This window comes from Candidatus Hecatella orcuttiae, assembly GCF_002009985.1.
GTDB lineage: Archaea > Thermoproteota > Bathyarchaeia > Hecatellales > Hecatellaceae > Hecatella > Hecatella orcuttiae.
The window spans coordinates 228,816-254,104 of record NZ_MTLX02000002.1 but is presented as its reverse complement, the minus strand read 5'-3'; the positions used below and the strand labels follow the sequence as shown (position 1 = coordinate 254,104).

Genomic DNA, 25,289 nt, shown 5'->3' with positions numbered 1-25,289 from the left:
AGGTTACTCCTTGGCATGCTTAACCACATGAGGGGCCTCGGGGATTATGAGATGCTTAACCCCCACCTCCACGGCGTGAGGCGACCCTGGCAGGCAGAAGACTGCTTTCCCTCCGGAAACCCCAGCCACGGCCCTAGTCATCAAGGCGGCGGAGCCTATTTTTTCATAGCTTATTTTTCTGAGAAGCTCCCCGAAGCCCGGAAGCTCCTTTTCCAGAAGACCCTTTACGGCTTCAATGGTTACGTCCTTAGGAGTTACCCCTGTACCTCCCGTTGTGACCACGGCGTCTACGTCCTGTCTTCTTAAAGCCCTTCGGAGGATATTTCGAATTTTCCTGAGGCTGTCAGGGATAAGCTCCCTAAAGACAACTCGATGGCCGGCCTGCTGGAGGAGGTCGACGATTAGTTTCCCAGATTCATCCTCCACATTCTTCCCAGTTTTTCGCTGCTGGTATTTAGAAGTGCTGATGGTGACTACAGCAAAACGGAGGGTGGAAGGCGCCTCTTTTTTATGCCTTACAGAAGACTTGCTCAAGGTTCGCCCTTAAACTTCTTTTTCACCCGCAGACTTAAAATCTCCGCGGTGGGATACTGTCCCCCGCGGTCTTTCTCGTATTTTTTAACCATATCCCAAACGTTTAGAAGGGCCGTAGCGGCTGCCACCAAGGCTTCCATTTCCACCCCCGTCTTAGCCTCAGCTCTCACCGTGGAAACCACCCTGACAGTTCGACCGTCAGCGATGTCCACCGCCACATCCACGTGGGTAAGGGGAAGAGGATGACATAAGGCCACAAACTGACTGGTATTTTTCGCCGCTAGAATCCCGGCTAACCTCGCCACCTCCAAGGGGTCTCCCTTCTCCACCTCTCCTCTCCTGATCCTCCTCACCGTGGACGGTCTCAACCTTAGGAGACCTTCCGCGGAGGCCTCTCTGAAAACCACAGGTTTAGGGGTAACATCCACCATGGAGGTTTTCTTCATCTTCAGGTTTCATTCCCCAATTAAAGTTTTGCGGCTTGCGGAGGTTGAACTCTATGAGACTTTTCGGCAGCCTCCATCCCCAAAGTAGGGTTCCCGTCTTTTTACAGCCTCCAAGAAAATCCGTTTTAACTCCTCCTTTGAAGTTGCTCTCCGCAGAGGGGAAGCGATATTCACGTAGTTGTCACACCTCATCAGGCAGGGTTTCAGCTCCCCACCGGCCGTTACCCTCATGCGAGTGCAGTTCATGCAGAAGTCTGAGTTGTGAAAAGGCCTAACCAATTCCACCTGAGCCCCGCCACCCTTCAGCCGGTAAACTCGACGGTTGTGGAGACTTTTAACTGTAACCTCTGCAGCTCTGGCTTCCAGTTGCTCTTGGATGCTTTGGAGATCTGCGTAGTATTTTTCATAAAAAGCAACTCCATTCCCCAGTCTTTCAAGCTCGATAAGCTGGAGGACGAAGTTTCTTCCCTCAATGAAGTTCACCAGATCCCATATCTCTCCTTCGTTAACCGACCTAAGGACTACCATGTTTATTTTAACAGGCGTCAGCCCTACTTTCTCCGCGACGAAAAGGCCTTTTTTAACCTTGTCCAGTTGGGAGAAACCGGTGACCTTCTGGTAGACTTCTCGCTTTATGGAGGGAAGGTTAACGTTTACCCTTTTCAGACCTGCGTCCTTGAGAGCATGGGCGTAGTCGAGAAGAAGGGAACCGTTGGTGGACATCGAAACCTCCTCTATTCCATGTACCTCCCTGATTCCGGAAACAATTTCGCAGAGGTCTTTTCTGAGAAGCGGCTCTCCTCCCGTTATCTTAACTTTCTTCACCCCCAGTTCGCTGGCCGTTTCAACTATCCTCCTGATCTCTTCAGGAGTCAGTTCTGCTTCACCTCTTCTAGGATCTCCCTCCTCATGGCAGTAGATGCACTTGAAGTTGCACCGCTGGGTCACTGCTATTCTCAGGTTGGTCATCGGCCTTCCGTAGCTGTCGGTTACCATGAAGTCCGCCGCCTGAAAGAACAATGGAAATACAACTTTTTTTTTAGCTATTCGCAGTAATATCTTTTTTCTTTAACAGATTGAAAGCTAAAAAGCCGTAGTGAAAAATTTTTAGCCTTGAGAAGCGGGGGTTTTCTCTTCCCGCCGTTTGGTCGCCTCCTTTTCAGCTTGGGTGAACATGGCTTCCAGCTGCTTTTTCATCAACTTCAGCTCTTTACTCAGACCGAAATAGTCGGAGAAGACCGAGGTTGTTCTCAGCAAATGGGACTTTCCAAACTTTTCCCGGCCGATGAGACCCATCTCCTGCAGTCTATGGATGTGTTCATAGGCCTGCGGACCCCTCACATCGATAACCTTAGCTTGGGGCACAGGCTGCTTATAGGCAATGTAAGACAAGGTCCTCAAGGGACCCTCGGTTAACAGCGGCTTTATTGAAAGCCTTCTAACCCGGGGAACATACTCGGTTTTCAGCTGCATCACAAATCTTCCGTCTTCCAGCTCTAAAATTTCCAAGCAACCGTTCCGTGCTTTGTATTCTTCAGCTAGGCTGCGGGCCAGCTCCTGAACTTTTCTCTTTGAGTATATCTGAGCTACAGAGCAGAGGGTTTTAAGTTCCAAGGGATAACCGGCAACGTAAAGGGCTGCCTCTATCAACCTTTTTTTGGCTTGAAGCTCCTCAGCCTCCCCCGTGGGCTCTAGGAGGAGTTTCTCTGGATGTTTATCCAGTTCTTTAAGTTGTGAGGATTCTGTCAACTTCACTGAGCTCCGAGTTTAAGGCTATTTCAATTTCCCCAAATTCCTCTTCCTGAATAAGTTCAATCCGGCCTTGGGAAGCTAGAAACAGAAGGATCATGAAAATTCGCACTGTTTCAAGCCTGTTTTTTCCCTTGACCAACTGGGATAAAGGTAAAGTGGCTTTACCTTTGAGCTTTTGCTGAAGTTGAACATAAAAATCTTCCAGCTCATCTTCTTGAATGGTAAACTGTTCATATTCTCGGAAAAACTCAGCCACAGGAGGAGTGATCGGCGAAACTTTAATGGTTTTTCTTACGGTTTCAATTTTTAAAATTTCCTCCAAAGCCGCTAAAAGATTGTCCAAAGTTGTTGAAGTAAACTCGTATCGAAAAGGCAGCTGAAGCGCAGGAGGAATAGGCTCCATTGGCTTGGCTTCAGGGGTTTCAGGAGGCTCTTCAGGCTTCATTATCGTTTCCGACTGAAGACGGAGAATAGTGCTGGAGGACAGTAAAGCCGTGCCTGAAGCAGCGAAGTCGATGTACCCTGTCTTCCTCATTTCATTCAGAAAGGTGGACAGCAAGCGAGCTATGTTTAAATCCCATGGGCGAACCTTGTAAAGCTTCGCCAAGTCGAAGAGAATCTGCCAAGGCGGCCTGAGCCAGAAAGGTTTTTCTCTAGGCCGTGAACTCATGAAGCAGCCTCCATCACTTGCAGAGGGAGAGAGTGGAGGTATGATATTCCGTTTTTCACGTAGACTCCGAAAATCTTGTCCGCCTTAGCAGCCACAGTGTCTTTGAACGAAATAACTATCATCTGCGACTCCTTCGATTCTCTGGCCAGCAGTTCGGCCAGCCTTGAAGCATTCACGGAATCAAGATGAGCGTCTATCTCGTCGAGGATGTAGAAGGGAGAAGTCTTGGTGAGGCTTTGGAGGGCGAAGATGTAGCATACAGCTACCACGGATTTCTCCCCGCCGCTGGCCGCAGCCACAGGCATAGGAGGTTTTCCTGGAAACTCCACGATGATGTCCAAGCCTTCCGAGAAAGGCTCATCGGGGTTCTGCAATTGAATCCACCCCTTGCCGTTTGTTATGGCGCTGAAAGTTTCGGAGAACTTCTGGTTAAGTTTCTCCAAAGCTGAGAAGAAGGCATCTCTCTTTTCTCTCTCCACGTTCTCCATGAACGTTAATATTTCTCTCTTTTCCTCCTCCAGCTGGTTTATCTTCGTGGAAAGTTCCTTGTAGGTTTTCATGTGAGTTGGATAGAGGGCTGCAGCGTTCATGTTTAACCTTCCATAGAGGCGATCATGTTCCCTTTGAAAACTTTCAAACAGCCCTTCAGAAACTCTCTCTTCCTCTACACTTACTTCCCGGGGCTGCTCGTATCCTAGGCTCTTAAGTTCGTTGATGATCTGCTCTCGTTCCAATTGATGTCTGAGAATTCTCTGGTTTAGTCCGTTGATTTCTTCGTTGAGGGGCTCGCATCGTTTTTCAATCCTCTGGAGCTCCTTGTTGATATTCTCGATTTCTTCCTCGAATTTCCTGTATTCCTCCTTCTTCGTAGTCATCATTGCTGAAAAGTTTTCTTTCTCCCGCTGTAAACTTTTAAGCTTAGACTCAGCTTCCTCCATTCTCCTTTTAGCTACCTCTATTTCCTCTCTTCGTTTTCTGATGTTTTTCTCTATTCCAGAGAGTTCTCTCTTCCCTGTTTTCAGAGAAGGCAGATATACGTGTTCTAGGTTGGACTCGTTGGAGGACAGTTGACTGTTAATCTCGTTGAGTCGACGGTGATATTCACTGATTTCACTCTCCAACTCAGCGTTCTCACCTTCCAACTTGGTCATGGTTTCCGGCTTCAACTTTTTCCTTATGTTCGCTGCCTCAACCCGTAGCTTATGCAGCCTCTGTTCAATCTGAGCTACTCTAGCCTCTGCTCCTTCGATTTCAGCTTGAAGTTTATCGCGTCGATGGGTGAAACTTCTGATTCTCCTATTCAATTCAACAATGCTTTTGTGAGCTCTTTCCATGTTTTGGGTTAAGCCCGCGGCCTCCCGTTCAAGAAACTTTATCGTATCCTCCCGAAGCACCTTCTCACCCTCCAGCCTGATTAGTTCTTCGCTCAGATGCTTCAAGTCAGCCTGTCTCCTGCTGAGGAGGCGTTCAAAAGAGGCTACAGTTTCATTCAGCATTTTAACGGTTTCCCCGCTGGGGATAACGTCTGAAAGGTCTATGGGCTCCCTGTAGAAGCCTACCTCCAGCCGTATGCCTGGCTCGTAGACTTCCCCCTCCACCGTTACAACCCTGTAGCCTTTCGCCGAAGCTTGGAGGGCTGTTTCCCCGTCCACCGCCACAAGAGTGTCTCCTAGAACAAAGTTGACAGCAGGTCTAAACTTGTTGGCGCATTCCACAAAAGAAGCCGCTGAGCCCAATATGCCTTCAATAGGCGGTTTCCCTACGGACCGAACTTTTTCTAAACTCGCTAAGGGAAGAAGCTTAACCCTGCCTATTTTAGCCCTCTTCAAACTGTCCGCGCATCTTCTGACCACTTCCAAGTTCTCAACTATCAAGGCTTGAAGCCAGCCTTCCGCAGCGGCTTCCACCGCTTTTCTGTACCCGGCTGCAATCCTTATTTTCCCAGCCAGTCTGCCGTGAACGCCCGAGAGAGCTTTCAACTCAGCGAGGCCTTCTATGTGCGCCAATGCCTTCTCCTCAGAAAGTACTGAGTCGGCTAAATTTCTTCGAGATTCAAACTCAGCCACATTAACTCTCGCCCGCTTCGCAATCTTGTCAGCCTTGGAGATTTCAGCTTCAGCAATTTCCCTCTGAGTTTTAATTCTCTCTATGGCCGCCAATACTTCTTGGTAGCCTTTCTGTTCCTTCTGCTTAAGTCCATTAACTTCCTTCAGGCGGCTGGAGAAACTCTCATGCAGGTTTTCGAAGGTTGCCTTTCGAGAGTTTAAAACTTGAAGCTGATCTGTTAACACATTAACGCTTTCTTTTTCAGCCTTGATTTTCACGTGTAGACGAGCCAGCTCGGATTCCAGTTTCCTCGTTTCCTCTTCTAAGCTGGAAAGTTTAGCAGCGTTTTCGTCCAGAGAATTTTTTATCTCCCATATTTTGCCTTTAATCTGCTCTGCAGCTTTTTCTTTTTGGGATAGAAGAGCCTGAATCTGATTTCTAGCTCTTATAAGCCTCGCCCGTTCTCTCCGAACAGCGACTGCATCTTCGCGTAGTTTCTTCAACGCCTCCATTTTTTCTAAGCGCATAACTTCTAGGGTTTTGAGATTTGTCTGAGCCGAAGATATGGTGGTCTTAAGGCCCGCGATCTCGGAGTTGATGTCGCCGATCTGGCTTTGGATGGAAACCAGCTGATCTCCACCTTTATCTACCACTCTAACAGTGTATTCATGCATATCCTTTTGCCTGGCGTGGCGTTCAGCTTCCAGTCTTTCCTTCTGAAGCCGGTAATCGCTCAGCTGCCTTGACCTATCTTCCACCTCTTTTTTCAGCCTTTCCAGCTCTTCGTCTAGTTTCTGGATGCGGACTGAAAGACGATTTGCTTTCAACGTCGCCAACTGATTTTTCACGTAATTATATCGAAGAAGGTCGTTTCTTTCTCTTTCCAATTCGATAACTCTTTTCTTTATTTCCTCATATTTTCCTTGGGCAACTTTGATGTTGGTTTCAGCCTCCCTAAGTTGCTCCCGTGCCTCCTGCTTTTTCTTGTCGTACTCCGATATCCCGATAATGTTCTCTATGTTCTCTCTACGTTCTTCCGGAGAATAGTCCGCTATTTTCATAGTTGTTCCTTGGAAGATGATGTTCATGCTTCCTGTAAGAGAAGCTACACCCAAAAGATCCAGTAATGTGCTTCGGGAGTATTTTTTCCCATTAACCTTGTAAATGCTCGTTCCGTCGCTTCCAATATGCCTTGAAATTGTGACCACATCTGTGTCCACTGGAATTTTCCTGTCTTGGTTGTTCAGATGAAGGGTGACGGTGGCATACCTAGCCCTAGGTACTTCCCCGTTGCCGTGAAACAGGAGAGAGGAAAAGTTGCTGGTCGCTCTCAAAGCCCTCCAACTTAGCTCTCCGAGGACAAACTGGATGGCGTCCACGATGTTGCTTTTTCCACTTCCATTGGGCCCTACGATGACATTGAGGCCTTTATCAAAGGTAATCGAAGTTTTCCTGGCGAAGGTTTTGAAACCCACCATCTCCAATTTTTTTATGGTTACCAATGGGCTCCTCCTATTCCCTTATTGCTGATTTTACTGTTTTTTGAGAGTTCCCTCTAAAGATAAGAAAAGCGAAACGTCGGGGCATATCAAAACCTAATATATCCTGTCCAAATAACGGTAAAAATCTTTTTTTCACCAGAACAGGATAAAATAGGCTGAAGAAGGGGCAGTTCTCGTTCAACTTGCTGTATTTTTATCTTAAAACTTTTAAAAAGCTTTCTATCTTAAGCAGATCTATTTAGATACATTTGTATAAAATGATCTGATACGGAGACCCCCTCCCAAGAAATGTCGGTCGAAAATATGCCTAAAAGATTTAAAAAGTATCCTCCAAAGGCGAAAGAGATGCGCTCCCTCAGGAATAAGTCTCGCCGTCGTGTTGCAGATTTAAACATTGAATTGACCAAACTCGGATTTCACGCTTATCTCTGTGCATCCCCCTCTAATATTCAGTATCTAACCGCCAGTTCTCCCTTACGCAGGGCCGCTCACGCGATGCTGGTAACCCCCGAAGCTAGGCCGATTCTGTTCACCTCCCTCATGGACAGTGCTTTGGTTAAGAATGAAGTTAAAGATATGGATTTGGAAATTTTAAGGACGAGTGAAAACCCAGATGAGAGTGTGGCTGAAAGGCTCCAAGACTTTCCTGCGGAGAAAATAGGCTTCGACGAATTGTCTTTCCCTAGGTTTCAATTTTTTAGAAAAAAACTCTCCAAGAGGAAATTCGAACATCGTCCTGAAATTCTTTCTCGCATGAGGCAGGTTAAGGACGAGGCTGAACTGGAAATACTGAAGGCAGCGGCCAAGATTGCTGATGCAGGTTTGGAAGCAGCTGTGGAAGCCGTCAAAGCCGGAGTTAAGGAATATGAGGTGGCTGCTGAAGGCGAGTATGCCATGAGGAAGAAGGGTGCTGAAGGATGTGCCTTTGACACCACAGTAGCCTCGGGGCTGAGGTCCAGTTTCCCCCATGGCGGATGTACTGATAGAAGGCTCCGAGAGGGTGACACGGTGGTCATAGACATCGGAGCTAGGTTCGCCGGCTACCACTCAGACTTGACGAGAACGGTCTTCGTAGGTAAGCCGTCTCCAAGACAGATTAAAGTCTACCGGGCGGTTTGCAAAGCTCAGTCTGAGGTGTTGAAAAGGCTTTTCCCGGGACTGAAAGGCTGGGAAGTGGATGCCATGGCACGGAAGGTTCTCAGCGAAGAAGGCTTCGACGCTTATTTTATCCACAGTCTCGGGCATGGGGTTGGGGTTGATGTACATGAGGCCCCTAGGCTCTCTGCCCGTAGCCAAGATGTCCTCCAGCATGGAAACGTGGTAACCGTGGAACCGGGGGTTTATCTTCCTCGAAGTTTCGGAGTAAGGATTGAAGACCTTGTGGCAGTTACCCGTAGCGGCCCTAGGCTTCTAACCGAAAGTCAAAAGAGGGTTTATTAATCCTCAAAGTATCGATCTTGAAAAGTTGAAGGGAACACCTGTGGCTGAGGCGAAGATAGCCTTACAGAGGATTCTGGATACAACCTTGCGAGAGGGAGAGCAGACTCCCGGGGTTTATTTCAAACCCGAGGAAAAATGTGCTATAGCTGAGATGCTTTACAGGGTTTTGGCGAAGAAAACAGTCCTAGAAATAGGGCAACCCTACAGCCCCAAATATCGGGAGGGGGTTGAGGCGGTTGTTAAACTCTTCAAAGAGAAAGGCTACAGAGATGCCGTACTACTCAGCCACTGCAGAACTCTCAAGGCAGATGTAGAAGTGGCTCAGGAATGCGAAACCGACGGTGTAGTGGTGGTCTTAGCCCCCTCGGAGAAGCATCTCATGTATAAACTTGACGGTCTCCCTTTGGAGAAGGCTCTCCAGAGAATAGGCGAGATAATAGAGTTTGCCAAAAAAGATCTAGGCTTTAAGGTAGTCCAATACACTATGGAAGACGCTACCAGCGTCCCCCTGGAAACCCTCATCCAGGTCTCCCATGTAGCTGAGGAGGCGGGAGTCGACGTTCTGAGGATCCCTGATACCAAGGGTCAGGTTGAGCCCAGCCGCTTCCGAAGCATCATCGAAACCTTGGTGAAAAACGTTAGGGTTCCAGTGGATGTTCACTGCCACAATGACCGCGGCTTAGCGGTGGCTAATTCCGTGGCCGGTCTCATGGGAGGAGCAACCGGCGTCCATGTAGCCGTCATGGGGTTGGGAGAAAGATGCGGAATAGCCGACCTAGCCACTTTGATGGATAACCTAGAAACCTTCTACGGAGTGGACACGGGCGTCAATTTTAAGGAGATTCCTCCCCTTTACCGTTATGTGTCAGCGGCTTCCGGAATACCTATCCCGCCTACTTTTCCCATCCTAGGCTACTTTGCTCGGGTCCATAAGGCCGGCTCCCACCAGAAAGGAGTGTTACGCTGTCCTGAAACTTACGAGACCATCAACTGGGAGAAATACGGGTTAAAAAGAGAGTTCGAGTTTGGAGCCATGCAGTCTAAAGAACTGGTGGAGAAGCTCTTAGAAGGCTGTGAAGTTCCTAAGGAGGTCAAAGCCGCCATCATTGACAACATCCGGGACATTTCCATGGCTAAGGGACGCCCCCTCCGTCGACCTGAAGTTTGGAGGATCATTGAAGAAAAACTGGGAACCCCACCCTCCGACCAAGCCGGCACGGGCGAAACTGAACTTGACGCCTTAATTTTCCTCAAAGTCAAACCTGCCTGCGACGAGTTAAGTTTGGTTAAAAGAATCAGGAAAAAATTCTTGGAAAATTCTCTTCCCGTAAGGATTAGGGACGTGTCTGGAGACTGGGATTTCATTTTGGATGTTCGAGGAATCCGCAGCCCCCAGCTTCTTGACCGATTAACAGGAGAAATCCGAAGGGAAAACAGGGAGATATTAGAGACCAGCACTTCCATCGTTTTCGACGAATATAAATAGTATCCCCTCTAGCTTGCCGTAAAAGGGGGCATATAGCCGGCTTCTGGGCGCCTATTTTCCCCTTACAAGGAAAAACAAGCACTACGTTTTTATGTTCTCTCAACGATGAGTCTATTAGAGATCAGTGAGCAAAACAATTTTTTTAAACGCATCGGTCTTGCTATCCCTGCTTTTCATTAGTTATCTTGCTGTTTATCCTCCATTAACCTCCGCTCCCGCCTATCCTATCGTAATCAACGAGTTTGAACAGAACCCTCCGGGAGCGGATGTGGGGAAAGAATGGATTGAACTGTACAATCCTTCGGATAAGGAAGTGGACATAAGCGGCTGGACTATCACTACTACTCATGGAAGAGTAACAAGCTACATAATAGGACCAAACACCGTGATACCCGCCGGCTCCTATTACATTATCCGTTTATCCTCTCAGTGGCTAAGCGATGAAGAAGAATCTCTCATCCTGAGCGACAGCTTTGGAAACGAGGTAGACAGAACGCCTATCTTGAGCGACCTCTTTGACGACTTTCGAAGCTGGCAGAGGTTTCCCAATGGAGAAGATACAGACTCGCCGTCAGATTGGCTTTTCCAATCTCCCACCTATGCTTTTTCCAACGGTGAGGCAGCCCTAACAATTTCTACTATACCCAGAGGAGTTGCTCTCACAATACCCTCCCTCCAAGAAGGGCGATGGGTGAACGTTACCCTTGAGGAAGCTGGAGGATTACCTATCATAGAGTTGAAGATCAAAGCTAAAACCGACGTTGACGATGTGAAAATTTTCTTAACAAGAGTCGAGTCTGTCCCTGCCTCTGTTGAAGAGGTTGCTACCGGGGAAGCATATGCTTACATAGTGATTGAAAAATTCAACTTGGAGGATGCGGACATCTTGGCGGTGAAGATTTCCTTTAAAGTGGAGAATCGATGGATTGTGGAAAGCAATATCGACGAGTTGACAATTTCGCTACAAAGATACTCTGAGGATAGGTGGAACATCATGCCCACGACTAAGATTGGTGAAGATGTTGACAATACATATTTTGAGGCTGAAACCCCAGGGCTATCCGTCTTCGCCATTACAGGCAAAAAACTGGCTTCGAAAACAGCAAGTCTGGAAGACATCTCTTCGTCTACTCCCACTCCTACCCCTACGCCCATACCCACTCCTACTCCCACTCCCGCTTCTAAATCTCCGCCTGAAATAACCCCCACTCCTACTCCCACTCCTACCCCCACCCCCACGCCTACGCCAGCATCAAAACCGGTAGACACCTCTATTTCTGTGGAAGATCTGGGGGAATCGACATCAGAAAGTGAGTATTTCATGAAAATTCTTCCGTTCTGGGTTATCTTAGGTGTAGGAGTCATTATAATAGGAGTATTGAGGAGAATAGCCTCTTAAGAGAGAAAACTTCCACATTAACTTGAATTTGAAAGTTGTAAAAGTGCAGGCGAAAGCCGTATAAGGAGGCGTCTACCTCAATCTTTTTATACCTAAGGGATAGAAATCCCCATTGACATAAGGTGACCCTGTCTCTGAAAGAAGGATTCCCAGGTCCTCTTCCAAATATTTCAGACCTAGTTTTCATACTCCCCACCTTGCGTGTAGTTCAGCATACAAGGGGATGGATGGGGAAGATTTTCCTTTGTACGTGATAATCGTAGGACTGAGCGGAGTCGGAGAAAGTCTCGCCCGAACCCTCATAAACCGGGGGCACACCGTGGCTATTATCGACAAAAATGAAGACAGATGCAACACTTTCGCCTCTGAAGTCGACGCCTTGGTAATCTGCGGAGATGCTGGAGACAAGGAGAACCTTGACAACGCAGGAGCCGATAAGGCAGACGCGCTGGTTGTAGCCACCGGGGATGATTCAGTGAACTTAATGGTGGGCTCTCTGGGTAAGGAGTTCAAAATCCCCCACCTCATATCGGTTGTCAGAGATCCCGAGCACATTCAGCTTTTCAGCAAAATCGGAACAACGATCACCCCGGACGAGATCGTGGCTGAGCACCTTTATCAGTCCCTATTCAGAATTAGAGATTTCCTCCTCTTAGGGGATAAAGAAGCTGAAATCTTCACTTTAAAGGTTGAAAAAAATTCAAAAGTAGTTAACAAGCCGGCAAGCGAACTTCACCTCCCCAATGGTTACACTATTCTAGGAATCTTCCGGAAAGGCAAGCTGTCTCCTCTCAGTAAAGACCTTTCCATACAGCCTGACGACGAAGTTCTCATCCATGCCAACAAACTTGACGGCATCAAAAAAATAGTGGAAATGTTCACTGGAAAACTAGAAACCCATTAGGTTGTTACCTTTCTCCAAGTCTTGAGAACTCCCGCCAAGTGGCCGGGGAAAGTAGAATTAATATAGGGAGAATTTCCAGCCGGCCAGCCCACATGCCGAAAATAAGGGTGAGCTTGGGTAGGACTGGCATGTTGCTGCTGATGGATAGAAAGCTTGGACCTATGTTTCCTTGAGCTGAGAAGGCTGCAGATACAGAACCTACGATATCGTAGCCAGAAAACGCCAGAATTAGAGATTGGACTGTGAGAAGAAAAATGTAGGCGGCGAAGAAGCCGGCTACTCTGAGGATTTCCTCCTCCCGAAGCGCATGTCCGCCCAGCTTCATGGGTCTAACGGTTCCCGGGGGAAGAATGGCTTTTGTTATAGTGTAGGCTACAAGCTTGAATAAGATGACGATTCTGAGAATTTTCATAGCTCCCCCGGTAGAGCCTACCCCTCCACCTATTGTCATCAAAACAGTGAAGATGCTTTTGGAGAGGTTTGGAAAACTGTTTATGTCCACCGTGGTGTATCCCGTGGTCGTTAAGATGGATGTCACCTGAAAAGCAGCGGCTCTGAGGGTCTCAATTCCTTGGTATACTTGATGGGTGAGCAAGTCGGCTGTGACAAGGAAGGTGGAGACGGCGATGATGAGTAAGCAGATTTGAACCTCAATGCTTCTGAAGAAGGCTTTGGGAGTCTTAGTAAAGACTCTCATGTGGGTGAGGAAGCTTGTTCCTCCCAAAAACATGAAGATCATTATTATGACTTCCGCAAAGGGGTTGCCAAAGGCCCCGATGCTCAGGTTACGGGTCGAGAAACCGCCCGTGGATAAAGTTGTAAAAGAATGAGTAAGAGCGTCGAAAGGACTAAACCCCACTATCCACAGGAGAAGGGCGCATGCCGCCGTGTAGCCGACGTAGGTTACCCATATCATCTTCACGGTGTCCCTAGCCTTAGCCGCCAACCGTTCCTCTCGTGCTTCCGCTCTATAAAGCCTCCAAATGCCGATTCCCGCAGGGGAAGCGAAGAGAATGAAAAGGAGGACGATACCCACGCCTCCGATCCACTGGGTGAGGGCCCGCCAGAAAAGTAGGCTGAAAGGAATATGTTCCACGTCTAGCAAGGTCATTCCCGTGGTGGTGAAGCCGGACATAGCCTCAAAATAAGCATCTAAAGGCGTCATCTGGGCTATTAGTATGAAGGGAATGGCGCCTAAAAACGAAACCAGTAACCACCCCAGAGCCGCTATCACCATAGCTTCTAGGTATGAAATTTCTCCAGGAGTAGTCCTCCACAGTGTTAGCAAACTTGCGGTGCATGATAACCCTGCTATGGTGGTGAAGACCATGCTTTCGCGAAATTCCCCGTAAAAAAGACCTAAAAGAGCTGGAATGAACAAAGTTAAGCCTATTGCGAGAATGATGTAAGCCAAGTAGGAAGGTATGTTTCTGGACACCGTTTCCACCGCTTACGTCAACAGGAAGGTTGAAGAAACGCAGCTCGCTGACTTTTCATTTCGCCAAGCTTCATGCTTCAACCTTCTTCAGCCGTTTAAGGTAAAGCTCGACGATCTCATCCTCAGTGGTGGCGTCTTCCGGGCTTTTGTCCTCCCGGTATCGGCCTGTAAATCTAGGAAACCTAATGGCCAAGCCGCTTCCTTTTCTTATACGGTTTATCCCGCAAGGGTGAACAGGGCTCAGGGTTATTTCAGCTCCTAAAACTTCGAGGACTAGGCTGGGGGTAAACCAGACATCCGCCTTCATCTGAGTTACAACCCTAGCATGCTTGTGAGGTATGATATAGTCTTTCAGCATCCTGGGAAGTTTCTCCAAGTCCTCGTCGGTGAAGCCTGAGCCGATCTTGCACACAGTGGGGAAGACGTCCTCCTTTTCATTGTATGCTGCGAGGAGCAGAGCGCCGTAGGTTCCAGCCCTCCGCCCTCGGCCGTGGAAGGCTCCGACGACCACCAAGTCCACGGTATCTGTTAAAAGAGCCTGGTAGTCCCGTTTATATTTTATCCAAAGCCACTCCCTAGCTCCAGCCCGGTAGACGGACTCAGGATAGACGGCTTTAGCTAAGATGCCTTCGCATCCCTCCGCGACGGCTTCCTCGAAAAACTTCTCCAAGGCCTCCGCGTTGTCAACGACCAAAGCTTTGGCAAGCTTGATGCTCTCCCCCTCCTCCACCAAGCTCTCCAGAACCCTCCGTCTTTCAGGATAGGGTTTAAGGGTGAGGTCTTCCCCGTCCGCATAAAGGAGGTCGAAGAGGAAAAGGGAAACAGGATAAAGCTTCATCGCCTCTTGGATGCCATATTTCCGCCTTCTATGCATCAGCTCTTGGAAGGGCATCATTTCCCCTGTGTCAGGGTTTATAGCCACGGCTTCACATTCCACGATGGCCGCTGAGGCTTGAACATGGTTCACTACCAGCTGGCAAGCATCCGGGTAATGGTGGGTGATGTTCTCCAGCCTCCTGGAAAAAATTGTGGCTTTGTCTTTCTCCTTGTGAATCTGAAGTCGCTCTCCATCGTACTTGTATTCTACGGCACACCGGCCTCCCATCTTTTCAAGGATTTCCTGAGGGGATGCCAGCCGTTCAGCCAACATGGGCCTGATGGGTTTCCCTACGGTTATTTTAAATTTTTTGACGCCCTCCAAACCCCTCTCCGCCACCGCCGCGGCTAGGCCTCCTAGGTCTGAGGAGAGGTTGTAGGCCCTTTCCAATGGAGGTCTGTTTTCTTTGGAGCCGCAGAAAGCAACAGCCAAGGCGTCTAGAATAGTCATGTCCGCTACCCCAAGCCGAAGCTTCCCGGTCACCGTTCTGACGATGTACTTGGCTTCTTCAGGCTCAGCGTCGGAAAGGAGGCTGGCCAAAAGCTTGATCTTGGCTTCTTGGGCACCTTCCCCTGTGGACAAGGCTATCCTGTCCATAGTTTCATACACCCTGCTAACGGTGAGGGGCTCGTGGAAGAGAGTAACCTGAGTTTTTTTTCCCAGAAATTTCGCAGCCGCCTCCCCAATGTCCCCTATTTTTTTCAGCGCCTTGTCCACTTCGACTTCTCCAGCTCCGGAGGAGAGGGAGATGGCTTTGATGGCCAGTTTTTCCGCTATTCCCAGCTCTATCCCCATATAATCGGGGTGAAGCTTTCCTTGGGTCATATATACGACTTTGTCGATGAGCTTCTTCGGTGTCTTCTTGAAAAGATCTACTAGGTAGTCGGTGATCTCTAAGCGTTTGGTCGTCGCCTCTATTCTCTCATACATCTCCACGAGGAGGGAATAGTTCATGTCTTCTTTGCCCAAGTCTTTCGGGCTCCGGGAACTCTGCTTTTAATGGTTGAAGAGTCTCTTTAGAATCTTTCGAAATGAAGGATCTCGCCCAAGGGCCTTTTAGACATGGAAGGAGGTCTCCCCGCGGGCTTGCCGATGGGTAGAAGAGCTACAGGTCTGACCCGTGGGGGGATGTCTAGCGAGCGTCTCACGGCTTCTTCGTGGAAGGCTCCCACCCAGCATGTTCCCAAACCTAGGGCATGAGCAGCGAGTAGCATGTTTTGGACAGCAGCAGCTGTGTCTTGAAGGCAATAGAGAGTCTCCCCTCGTTCCCCATAGGCCCACGAAGCCCTCTGCAAGTCGGCGCAAACTACAATGACCACGGGAGCTTCGGCTATGAACCTCTGGTTTAGGGCGGCTTGAGCCAGTTTGGCCTTAGCTTCTCCCCTCTTGACAACGATGAACTCCCAAGGTTGAACGTTGCCGGCTGAAGGCGCCCAGCGGCCTGCTTCCAAGAGCCTGTTCAGATCTTCATCTTTCACTTCTTCTTTTTTGTAGCTTCGAATGCTTCTCCTAGTTCGGATGGCTTCTAAGACTTCCATCTGCCTTCCCGTAACTGTCTTGGATGTTGGCGGTATAAAAGCAATGGGCTCCAGCTTCGTAGGCTGTTCGAAGGTAAGAAATGTATATAACCTACATGAGTTTTGTAGTTATAGTCGCCTTAACCGTGGTGGTCTAGATGTGGGTTTACCTTTTCGAAGAAGGAGGAAAACATCTGAGAAAAATCTTGGGAGGTAAAGGCGCAGACCTAGCGGAGATGACTCAGCTGGGCCTCCCTGTCCCCCCAGGTTTAACCGTCACCACAGAAGCCTGCAGAGAGTTTTTCACCCATGGGCAAAAATTTCCCCCGGGATTAGAGGATGAACTTCGAGAAAAACTCCGAACCATAGAAGCTAAGACAGGGAAAAAGTTAGGCGACCCTTCTAATCCTCTTCTTCTCTCAGTCCGCTCAGGAGCCCCTATTTCCATGCCGGGCATGATGGACACGGTGTTGAACATAGGCCTTAACGACCGCACCGTGGAGGGTTTGGAAAGACTGAGTGGAAGCCGGAGGTTCGCCTTGGACTGCTACCGCAGACTCCTCCAAATGTTCGGGAGGATTGTCCTCGGGATCAACGGGGAGAAGTTTGAGAAGATTTTCAACTCAGCTAAGGAGAAGAGAGGCGTTAAACTAGACTTAGAACTGGACGCTGAAGCCCTAGCTGAGGTCGTGGAAGAATACAAAAGACTCATAAAGGAGGAGACAGGCCGGGACTTCCCCCAAGACCCTTGGGAGCAAATTTTCATGGCCGTCACAGCCGTGTTCAAGTCTTGGTATACCCCTCGAGCCATCGTCTATCGGAGGGTTAACCAGATTCCCGACGACCTCTACACGGCTGTAAACGTTCAGACCATGGTCTTTGGAAACCTAAGCCCTGACTCCGGGACAGGAGTTGTCTTCACTAGAAACCCCTCCACAGGGGAGAAGAAGCTCTACGGTGAGTATCTGAGTTTCGCTCAAGGTGAAGATGTAGTAGCGGGCATACGGACCCCTAAACCTGTGGAAAGCCTCAAGGAAGAGGCTCCTGCTCTCTACGAGCAGCTGGCTCAGATCTGCGAGCGGGTTGAAAGACACTACAAAGACATGCAGGACATGGAGTTCACCGTGGAGAAAGGTAAACTCTACATGCTTCAGACTAGGGCAGGTAAGCGAACGGCTCAAGCGGCTCTCACCATCGCCGTAAGCATGGTTCAGGAAGGGCTGATAGACATTCAGGAAGCCCTCTTGAGGGTTCAGCCTAACCAACTGGTTCAGCTTCTCCACTCCCACATCGACCCTAAGGCTGATGTTAAGCCCATAGCCAAAGGCCTCCCCGCCTCCCCAGGGGCCGCTGTGGGCAGGGTTGTCTTCGATGTGGATGAAGCCGACAGAAGAGGCAGCCAAGGGGAAGCCGTAATCCTTGTAAGGCCTGAAACCACCCCGGAAGACATCCACGGCATGGTGGCCGCTAAGGGAGTTCTCACAAGCCGAGGAGGCATGACTTGCCACGCTGCCGTCGTAGCCAGAGGGATGGGTAAGCCTGCCGTAGTGGGATGCGAGGAGATAAAAATCGACCTCCAAAAGGAAAAATTCTACGCAGGAGACGTGGAGGTAAACAAGGACGACATCATCACCATCGACGGGGCCTCAGGCTCGGTGATCTTGGGAAAAGCGCCCATGGTTGAGCCGGAAATCGGCAAAGAGCTAGGCCAACTTTTGGCTTGGGCTGACGAGGCTCGGACTTTGAAGGTCAGAGCTAACGCGGACACTCCCGTCGCCGCGGCTAAGGCGAGGTCTTTCGGGGCGGAAGGCATCGGCTTATGCCGGACGGAGAGAATGTTCAATGCTCAAGACCGGCTGCCCATCGTTCAGGAGATGATTCTCTCCCCTACGGATGAGGACCGGAAAAGAGCCTTGGAGAAGCTTATGCCCATGCAGAAAGAGGACTTTAAGCAGATTTTCAGGGAAATGAAAGGACTTCCCGTCACCATAAGGCTTCTGGACTTGCCTCTCCACGAGTTTCTCCCCCGGATCGACGAACTCATCGAGGAAGTCGCCACCCTAAGGCTGACAGGTAAGGACCTTGAAGCCTTGAAGGTTAAGGAGAAAATCTTGAAGAAAGCCCAAGAATTGGCGGAGCATAACCCCATGCTGGGGCATAGGGGATGCCGGCTGAGCATCAGGTACCCGGAAATCTACGAAATGCAAACTCGGGCTATCTTCGAAGCGGCTACGGAGCTGGCCAAAGAAGGTGTGACAGTTGACCTAGAAATCATGCTTCCCTTGGTCGGAATAGCGGAGGAAATAGCCCAGCTCCGCCGTCTGGTAGAGCAGAAGGCCCAGGAGGTCATGGAGCAGAGAGGCATCAAGGTGAACTATTCCATTGGAACCATGGTGGAGGTGCCCCGGGCGGCCCTCACTGCTGACGAGATCGCCAAGCACGCGGAGTTTTTCTCCTTCGGAACCAACGACCTAACTCAGACGACCTTCGGCTTCAGCCGCGATGACGCTGAGGCCAAGTTCATCCATGAATACTTGGATCGGAAGATTCTGGAGGTTAACCCCTTCGAGGTCCTAGACCGCCAAGGGGTGGGGAAGCTCATGAAGATAGCCGTGGAGCTAGGTAAGAGTACGAGGAAAGACCTTAAAGTCGGCATATGCGGAGAACACGGCGGGGAACCCAGCTCCATCGAATTCTGCCACAGCCTAGGCCTCGACTACGTGAGTTGTTCTCCCTTCAGGGTGCCAGTAGCCCGGCTGGCAGCTGCTCAGGCTAAGCTGAAGGAGGAAAAGGTAAGTCTCAGCCCTCAAAAGGGCGACTGACAGCCTAGGCTGATAGTTTTATAACCGTCTTGGGCGATTGTACTAGTGGGCCTTCAAATTGCACCCTCTCAGGATGCTGGCTAAAATCATGGAGAAGGCTGCGCCCGGGCCGGGGTTAACCTTCCTCGAGGCTCACGTCATGAAAGCTCTAGAGCTTATTGGGGACGAAAAAACTGTGGGACGGATCCGACTGGCCGGGGAGCTTAAAATCGGGGAAGGAGCCGTTCGAACCCTCCTAAGGCATATGAAAAACCTGGGCCTCATCAAAAGAACTCGAAGAGGAAACAGCCTTACTGACCGGGGGAAAGAACTTTACGATTTCATCAAAACTTGGACAGCCGGCCCGGTGGAGGTGCCCAAGAGCCCCCTCTTTCTCGGAAAATATAATGCGGGTGTTTTGGTGAAAAAGGCGGCGGGGGCCGTGAGGTACGGCCTCGAGCAGCGGGATGCCGCTTTGAAAGCTGGAGCCTTAGGGGCGACAACTCTCATCTACCGGAAGGGCGTCTACATCATGCCTGGGGGTGGGGAAGAAAACTGTTTGGAGGGTTTCCCTGAAATCCGCCGAAGGTTGGAGGATGGTCTTCACCCCAAGGAAGGTGACGTCATCATCATCGGGAGCGCCGATAGGGAGAAGGCTGCTGAACTGGGCGCTAAGGCTGCAGGTTTAGAAACTCTCAAACAGCTTCACCTCGGGAAGCTGTAAGGGGGGCTGCTCCGGTTCTTGAGTGAAAGGCTGTCCACAGGTATACCTGAGTTCGACAGGCTGGTTGGGGGAGGTATCCCCCGAAGTTTTCTGGTGGCGGTGACAGGGGAGCCGGGAACAGGTAAGACTGTGTTCTCCATACACTTCATAGCGGAAGGGATAAAGGAGGGAGACCGTTGCATCTACGTCACCACCGAGGAGTCTAGGGACTCCATCATCCAGCAGTCAGCTCAGTTCGGCATCGACTTCCGCCGGGCTGTGGAGGGTGGGAGACTGATAATCGTCGACGCCCTCATGGGCTTGGAAGATCCTTGGTCTCTGAAAAGCCTTGAAATCGACGAGTTGCTGAACAAGGTCATCGAGGCTAAGAAGACCTTAGGCTACGGCCGGGCTAGATTGGTCATCGACAGCCTCTCTGCCTTCTGGTTGGATAAGCCGGCTATGGCCCGGCGGTACTCTTATACCGTCAAAAAAGTCCTGACTAAATGGGACTTCACCGTCCTAGCCGTCTCCCAGTACGCCATCACCACCTCCGACGCCTTCGGCTTCGGGGTGGAGCATATAGCCGACGGCATCATCAGGTTTCGAAGGTTTGTCCGCGGAGGGGTTCTGAGAAGATACCTTCTAGTGGAGAAGATGAGGCAGACTCCCCACTCTTTGGTTATGCAGGAGGTCACGGTGCTGGACGGCCGAGGCCTCACCCTCCTAGGCTCCGCCAAGCAAAGAAGGGAAGATGTAGCTGTGCCTTCCAAGGTTTCGGAGAAGGTCATCAAGGCGGCTGAGGAAAGAGAAAAGGAAATGCCTCCGTGAGTCTGCCTGCTTCGCCTTCCTTACCAACTTCGAGGTGAAGCTATGCCCTTAGCCTACGAGCAAATCCTCCACCATTACAGCAAGCCTGAGGTTCAGAGGGAGATCGTTGAATTTTGCAGGGACAGGTGGGTTGGAATTCACTGCGAACAAAAAGACGAGCGAGGCCGGAGAATATTAGTTCGCTATCAAAAACCGGGGCATCGTCCCTTGAGGGTCGGGAAGACCTCAGACCTAGACTACCTGTTTAAAGCCTACCGAAGGCTTCAGCCGCGAACCATTCATGCCACAGCCAACCTTTACCGGCAGCTGGAGCGAGAGGAAAACATCTACGACCCCGCCAACATCCAAGCCTGCATGGCCACATGGGATGTAGACAACCGGCTGGAAGGATGGAGGGCCACGGTGGAGGCGGTGAAGGAGATACTCCGATGCCTAGAAACCTATGGAGTCTCTGAGTCTGTGGCCGTTAAGTTCAGCGGTCGAGGAGCCCATGTCCACATACATCCCTCAGCCTTCTCCCCGGAGCTAAGGGCGAAGGTTAACCCCTTGGACCTCGCCTACGCCACCGTCGAGTATGTGAGGGTGAAAGTTCACCCCAAGGTGGAAGAAGCCGCCCTGAGGCTGGGGTCGGCGGGGTTAAGGGTTGACAATGAAATGGACCTCCAAAGGCTTTTCGTCTGCCCTCTCTCACTGCACAGGGAACTGGACAAGGTCGCTGTGTTCATCGACCCCGAGAAGCTGGAAGATTTCTCCCCAGAAGAGGCCTGCGTGGAAAGCTTCAAGCACTATGAAGGTTGGCGAAGTTACAGGGTCGGTGAAGCTGACCCGTTGGCCCTACGCGCCTACCGGCTCCTAGGCGGTTGCCCATCGGTCTCGAGGCCTAGGAGAAGGAAGCATCCATCCCTAAGCAGGCAGATCCTAAGCTGGATTGGGAAGGCTGAAGAGCTAGGGTGAAAGGATTAAAACCAGTTTCCATCAGCTTCAGGATCGAAATTTTTACATCTCTTCAGCGAACGGTTATTATAGTTGTTGCAGATAGTCATTTGAGGTTTAGCAGTTCATCTGCTCTGTCGCCATTTCTAAGGTGAAGTTGAGGATGGCCCTTTCGAAAAGGCATATTTCGAAGGAAGAGGTGGAGCATGTCGCTTGGTTGGCGAGGCTGGAGCTTTCAGAGGAGGAAAAAGAACTCTACACCCAGCAGTTCAATGACATCCTAGACTACTTCCAAAAGCTGAATGAGCTGGACACGGAGGGAGTTCCGCCCACTCTCCACGTCTTAGAGTTGGTTAATGTTTTCAGGAAAGATGAAGTGAAGCCTTCTCTCCCCCCCGAGGAAGCTTTGGCCAACGCCCCAAGGAAAAGGGGCCGCTTCTTCGAAGCTCCCCGGATCCTCTGAGGGAAGCAGGCCATGGAACCTTACAAGCTCGGAGCTTGGGAAATATCCCAGAAAATCAGAAACCGGGAATTGACTGCCCGGGAGTGTATTGTCTCCTTCCTCAGTAGGATAGACAGTCTTGAGCCTAAAGTCAAAGCTTACGTTTCTGTCCTCCGAGAAGCAGTCCTCAAGAAGGCTGAAAAAATAGATAAAAAGGTGAAACGGGGCGAGCGGGTGGGGATGCTGGCAGGTGTAGCCGTAGCTGTGAAGGACAACATCTGCACCAAAGGGGTGAAGACCACCTGCGCCTCTAAGATTCTGGAAAACTTTGTTCCCCCCTACGATGCCACTGTAGTGGAGAGGATTGAGGCGGAGGACGGTATCGTCATCGGAAAGACTAACATGGACGAGTTCGCTATGGGCAGCTCCACGGAAACCAGCTACTTTGGCCCCACGAGAAACCCCTGGGACCTCAGCCGGGTTCCAGGAGGCTCCTCAGGAGGCAGCGCCGCCGCAGTCTCAGCCCAAGAGGCTCCGCTGGCCTTAGGAAGCGACACAGGGGGCTCCATCCGATGTCCGGCTAGCTTCTGCGGTGTGGTGGGACTCAAGCCCACCTACGGGCTGGTCAGCCGTTACGGACTTATCGCCTACGCCAACAGCTTGGAGCAGATAGGTCCGCTGGCTAGGGGCACGTACGACTGCGCTTTGCTGCTGTCCGTGATAGGGGGGTACGATGAAAGGGATTCCACGTCGGTGAACAGAGCTCCGCGAGATTATACGCGAAGCTTGGGGAAGGACCTCCGAGGCTTAAAGGTAGGCGTCCTACGAGAGTTGATAGGGCTGGGGACGGATGAAGCGGTGGTGAAGGCTGTGCTGGAATGCGCCTCCAAGCTGGAGGAGATGGGAGCCCTCTGCCAAGAGATCTCCTTACCCGTCCTTAGCTACGCTCTCCCAGCCTACTACCTCATCGCCATGTCGGAGGCCAGCTCCAACCTAGCCCGCTACGATGGTGTAAGGTACGGCTATAGGACTGAAGTCGACTTGGATTGGAACCAGGTTTTCTCCAAAAGCCGCCGGGAGGGCTTCGGAGCCGAGGTGAAACGGAGGATCATTCTAGGCACCTACGCCCTCTCAGCCGGCTACTATGACAGGTTTTTCCTCAAGTCCCTTAAGGTCGCCACCTTGATAAAGAGAAGCTTCGAAAAAGCCTTCCAGCAGGTCGATGTCCTCCTAGCGCCCACCATGCCCTTGCTTCCCTTCAGGCTTGGAGAAAAAATAGACAACCCCTTGGCTCTATACATGTGCGATGTGGACACCGTGCCTGTCAACCTCGCCGGCCTGCCGGCTGTGTCTTTCCCCTGTGGTTTCCACCAAGGGCTTCCCATCGGAGCCCAGGTGATAGCTCCTCCCTTCAGGGAAGACCTAGCTCTGCAGGTTTCCTTCGCCTACGAGCAGGCTGCGGCCTTTAAGGGAAGAACTCCCACGCTCTGAGCTGGTGAAGGGCCTTGGAGAAAGTGAAGATAGGGCTGGAAATCCACTGCCAGCTGACCAGTCTCAAGACTAAGCTTTTCTGCGGCTGCTCCTCGGATTACAGAGGGAAGACCCCTAACACTTTCGTCTGCCCTGTATGCTTGGGTCTTCCAGGTTCGCTGCCTGTGCTTAACGAGAAAGCGGTAGAGTTGGCCGTCATGGTGGCTTTGGCCCTAAACTGTGAGGTGGCGCCTCAAACTTTCTTCGTCCGCAAGAACTACTTTTACCCTGACATGCCTAAGAACTTCCAGATCTCTCAGTATGATGTAGGGGGAAGCATAGCCATAGCCTCCGGAGGCTGGGTGGGCTTTCTAGTGGGAAAAACCCGGAAGACAGTGAGGCTTAGGAGGATCCATCTGGAGGAGGATCCTGGGAAACTTTTCTACCACGGCACCATCGACACTTCCCCCTACACCTTGGTGGACTACAACCGGGCTGGAATTGCTCTCCTCGAAATCGTCACCGAGCCGGAGTTGGAGGCTCCCGCGGAGGCCCGAGCTTTCCTCCAAAAGCTCCGTTCTATCCTTGAACACTTGGGTGTTTCCGACGGCGGGCTGGAGGGAGCGATGAGGTGCGATGCGAACATATCCATCGAAGGCGGAGGCCGAGTTGAGGTGAAGAATATTTCCTCCTTCAAGGATGTGGAGAGGGCCTTGACTTTCGAAATAGTCCGGCAGCGGGATCTATTAAAAAAAGGAGTAAAGATTCAAACGGAAACCCGCCACTGGGACGATGTGAGAAGAACGACCCTCAGCCTCAGGGTGAAGGAGGAGGAACAAGACTACCGGTACTTCCTGGAACCCGACTTAACGCCTGTTCGGATATCCCAAGAGATGGTAGAGCTCCTCCGCAGCCGGATGCCGGAGCTTCCAGACGCCCGGAAAGAACGCTTCCTAAAAGCCTACGGTCTTCCGGAATATGACGCGGAGGTTCTGACGAGCGACCGGGCTATGGCGGATTTCTTCGAGGAATGCGCTAAACTCTACGATAAACCCAAGGCTGTTGCCAACTGGCTGATGGGGGATGTGCTCCAATGCCTCCACAGCCTCGAGGTGGACATAGACCAAGCTAAGCTGGCTCCTCAATATCTAGCGGAAATGCTGAAGCTGATGGACCGAGGGGACATAAGCATCAAAATAGCCAAGAAAGTCCTTTGGGAGGTGATGAAACACGGAAAAAGCCCCTCCACCGTCGTCAGGGAAAAGGACTGGTGGCGCATCACCGACCTCCAAACCCTAGAAGGCTACATAGCCCAAGTTTTCAAAGAGTATCCCAAAGCCGTGGAAGATGCCTTGGTCGACGAAAAAACAATCCACTATCTGATCGGCAAGACCATGGAAGCCACGGGGGGCAAAGCGGACCCAGAGTTGACCAACGCTCTCATCAGGAAAAAACTCTCCCAGATGAAGAAGGGAAGCTGAACTGTTCTTCTCCTCTAACCCCTCGTCCAAGAAACGGAGAGAAGTCTTCTTCGCCACCTCAAACCTCCACAAGTTCAAAGAAATAAAAACCTTAGCCGCCGGCTACGGCCTCACCGTAAGAAGGCTGGCTTTTAAGCCTGTGGAAATTCAATCCGAAGACCTGGCATCCATAGCCCGAAACAGCCTAACTCAAGTGCTGGAAAAACATCACCTCCCAGTAATGGTGGAAGACGCCGGCTTATTCATCCAGAGCCTCCGAGGCTTCCCCGGCCCCTACTCCTCCTACGTTTACCGGACCTTGGGTGTGGAAGGTGTCCTAAGGCTGATGAAAGGGCAAAACCGGCGGAAAGCCTACTTTCTTTCAGTCATAGCCTACGGCTCCCCAAAGGCGAAGCCTCAACTGTTCACCGGAAAAGTAGAAGGGCTGATCGTGGAAGAAAGCCGTGGGAAGGGAGGCTTCGGCTTCGACCCCCTGTTTCAGCCTCACGGATGCTCCCAGACGTTTGCGGAGATGTCTTTGGCTGTGAAAAACCAGTTTTCCCACAGGGCCCAAGCCTTCCGGAAACTGGCATGCTGGTTGGCTAAGGCTAAATTCTTATAGAGGATATGCTTCTATT

At 50.7% G+C, this 25,289-nt stretch carries 22 protein-coding genes; 12 read left to right on the top strand and 10 right to left on the bottom strand.

The features are described from left to right. Window positions 1-3: 3 nt before the first annotated feature. The 7 genes from BWM17_RS01470 to BWM17_RS01440 all read right to left on the bottom strand — a co-directional run bounded on the left by BWM17_RS01470 (window position 4) and on the right by BWM17_RS01440 (window position 7,131). On the bottom strand, window positions 4-534 hold the full coding sequence (locus BWM17_RS01470; RefSeq protein WP_309492110.1) for a molybdenum cofactor biosynthesis protein B: 531 nt from the start codon (window positions 532-534) through the stop codon (window positions 4-6). Continuing rightward, window positions 531-980 carry a cyclic pyranopterin monophosphate synthase MoaC gene (gene moaC / locus BWM17_RS01465; RefSeq protein ID WP_309492109.1) on the bottom strand — a complete coding sequence of 150 codons (450 nt, stop codon included), beginning with the start codon at window positions 978-980 and terminating at the stop codon, window positions 531-533. The genes BWM17_RS01470 and moaC overlap by 4 nt, the downstream gene beginning before the upstream one ends. A gap of 51 nt (window positions 981-1,031) precedes the next feature. Next, the gene (moaA, locus tag BWM17_RS01460) at window positions 1,032-2,000 is read right to left on the bottom strand and encodes a GTP 3',8-cyclase MoaA (protein WP_309492108.1); all 969 of its coding nucleotides are present in this window, start codon (window positions 1,998-2,000) and stop codon (window positions 1,032-1,034) included. A gap of 87 nt (window positions 2,001-2,087) precedes the next feature. Beyond that, entirely contained in the window at window positions 2,088-2,729 is a 642-nt protein-coding gene (gene scpB / locus BWM17_RS01455) for an SMC-Scp complex subunit ScpB (protein WP_309492107.1), read from the bottom strand. After that, window positions 2,707-3,402 carry a hypothetical protein gene (locus BWM17_RS01450; RefSeq protein ID WP_309492106.1) on the bottom strand — a complete coding sequence of 232 codons (696 nt, stop codon included), beginning with the start codon at window positions 3,400-3,402 and terminating at the stop codon, window positions 2,707-2,709. The genes scpB and BWM17_RS01450 overlap by 23 nt, the downstream gene beginning before the upstream one ends. Continuing rightward, window positions 3,399-6,950 (bottom strand): AAA family ATPase, encoded by a 3,552-nt coding sequence (locus BWM17_RS01445; RefSeq protein WP_309492105.1) that lies wholly within the window; start codon window positions 6,948-6,950, stop codon window positions 3,399-3,401. Before BWM17_RS01445 ends, BWM17_RS01450 begins: the two co-directional genes overlap by 4 nt. A gap of 10 nt (window positions 6,951-6,960) precedes the next feature. Further along, window positions 6,961-7,131, bottom strand: a complete 171-nt coding sequence (locus BWM17_RS01440; protein WP_309492104.1) for a hypothetical protein — start codon at window positions 7,129-7,131, stop codon at window positions 6,961-6,963. Window positions 7,132-7,238: 107 nt separating this feature from the next. Here BWM17_RS01440 and BWM17_RS01435 point away from each other — a divergent pair, with 107 nt between their 5' ends. From BWM17_RS01435 to BWM17_RS01420, 4 genes are all read left to right on the top strand, one after another. Beyond that, window positions 7,239-8,390 carry a Xaa-Pro peptidase family protein gene (locus BWM17_RS01435; protein WP_309492103.1) on the top strand — a complete coding sequence of 384 codons (1,152 nt, stop codon included), beginning with the start codon at window positions 7,239-7,241 and terminating at the stop codon, window positions 8,388-8,390. A gap of 25 nt (window positions 8,391-8,415) precedes the next feature. Next, window positions 8,416-9,876 carry a homocitrate synthase/isopropylmalate synthase family protein gene (locus BWM17_RS01430; RefSeq protein WP_309492102.1) on the top strand — a complete coding sequence of 487 codons (1,461 nt, stop codon included), beginning with the start codon at window positions 8,416-8,418 and terminating at the stop codon, window positions 9,874-9,876. A gap of 124 nt (window positions 9,877-10,000) precedes the next feature. Further along, complete coding sequence (locus BWM17_RS01425) at window positions 10,001-11,275, top strand: PGF-pre-PGF domain-containing protein (protein WP_309492100.1); 1,275 nt, start codon at window positions 10,001-10,003, stop codon at window positions 11,273-11,275. Between the two features lie 223 nt (window positions 11,276-11,498). Then, window positions 11,499-12,179: a TrkA family potassium uptake protein gene (locus tag BWM17_RS01420; protein WP_309492099.1), complete on the top strand. Its 681-nt coding sequence runs from the start codon at window positions 11,499-11,501 to the stop codon at window positions 12,177-12,179. Window positions 12,180-12,183: 4 nt separating this feature from the next. Here BWM17_RS01420 and BWM17_RS01415 read toward each other — a convergent pair whose 3' ends face one another. The 3 genes from BWM17_RS01415 to BWM17_RS01405 all read right to left on the bottom strand — a co-directional run bounded on the left by BWM17_RS01415 (window position 12,184) and on the right by BWM17_RS01405 (window position 16,032). Further along, window positions 12,184-13,617 carry a TrkH family potassium uptake protein gene (locus BWM17_RS01415; RefSeq protein ID WP_309492098.1) on the bottom strand — a complete coding sequence of 478 codons (1,434 nt, stop codon included), beginning with the start codon at window positions 13,615-13,617 and terminating at the stop codon, window positions 12,184-12,186. 70 nt (window positions 13,618-13,687) lie between these two features. Further along, the gene (locus tag BWM17_RS01410; protein WP_342766486.1) at window positions 13,688-15,448 is read right to left on the bottom strand and encodes an ATP-dependent DNA ligase; all 1,761 of its coding nucleotides are present in this window, start codon (window positions 15,446-15,448) and stop codon (window positions 13,688-13,690) included. Window positions 15,449-15,510: 62 nt separating this feature from the next. Continuing rightward, window positions 15,511-16,032, bottom strand: a complete 522-nt coding sequence (locus BWM17_RS01405) for a nitroreductase family protein (protein ID WP_309492096.1) — start codon at window positions 16,030-16,032, stop codon at window positions 15,511-15,513. Between the two features lie 137 nt (window positions 16,033-16,169). On the opposite strand from BWM17_RS01405, the gene ppdK reads away from it, so the two are divergent. From ppdK to BWM17_RS01365, 8 genes are all read left to right on the top strand, one after another. Beyond that, a complete protein-coding gene (gene ppdK, locus BWM17_RS01400; protein ID WP_309492095.1) occupies window positions 16,170-18,833 on the top strand; it encodes a pyruvate, phosphate dikinase in 2,664 nt (887 codons plus the stop codon). A 58-nt stretch (window positions 18,834-18,891) separates the two neighbouring features. After that, on the top strand, window positions 18,892-19,536 hold the full coding sequence (locus BWM17_RS01395) for a DUF4443 domain-containing protein (RefSeq protein ID WP_309492094.1): 645 nt from the start codon (window positions 18,892-18,894) through the stop codon (window positions 19,534-19,536). An 18-nt stretch (window positions 19,537-19,554) separates the two neighbouring features. Continuing rightward, window positions 19,555-20,346: a KaiC domain-containing protein gene (locus tag BWM17_RS01390; protein WP_309492093.1), complete on the top strand. Its 792-nt coding sequence runs from the start codon at window positions 19,555-19,557 to the stop codon at window positions 20,344-20,346. A 42-nt stretch (window positions 20,347-20,388) separates the two neighbouring features. Then, complete coding sequence (locus BWM17_RS01385) at window positions 20,389-21,300, top strand: hypothetical protein (protein ID WP_309492092.1); 912 nt, start codon at window positions 20,389-20,391, stop codon at window positions 21,298-21,300. A 142-nt stretch (window positions 21,301-21,442) separates the two neighbouring features. Next, window positions 21,443-21,742, top strand: coding sequence for an Asp-tRNA(Asn)/Glu-tRNA(Gln) amidotransferase subunit GatC (gatC, locus tag BWM17_RS01380; RefSeq protein ID WP_309492091.1), 300 nt, complete (start codon window positions 21,443-21,445; stop codon window positions 21,740-21,742). Window positions 21,743-21,754: 12 nt separating this feature from the next. Then, window positions 21,755-23,212 (top strand): Asp-tRNA(Asn)/Glu-tRNA(Gln) amidotransferase subunit GatA, encoded by a 1,458-nt coding sequence (gene gatA, locus BWM17_RS01375; RefSeq protein WP_309492090.1) that lies wholly within the window; start codon window positions 21,755-21,757, stop codon window positions 23,210-23,212. 14 nt (window positions 23,213-23,226) lie between these two features. Next, window positions 23,227-24,672, top strand: coding sequence for an Asp-tRNA(Asn)/Glu-tRNA(Gln) amidotransferase subunit GatB (gene gatB, locus BWM17_RS01370; protein WP_342766480.1), 1,446 nt, complete (start codon window positions 23,227-23,229; stop codon window positions 24,670-24,672). Window position 24,673: 1 nt separating this feature from the next. Then, window positions 24,674-25,273: an XTP/dITP diphosphatase gene (locus BWM17_RS01365; RefSeq protein ID WP_309492374.1), complete on the top strand. Its 600-nt coding sequence runs from the start codon at window positions 24,674-24,676 to the stop codon at window positions 25,271-25,273. The last annotated feature ends 16 nt before the right edge of the window (window positions 25,274-25,289 follow it).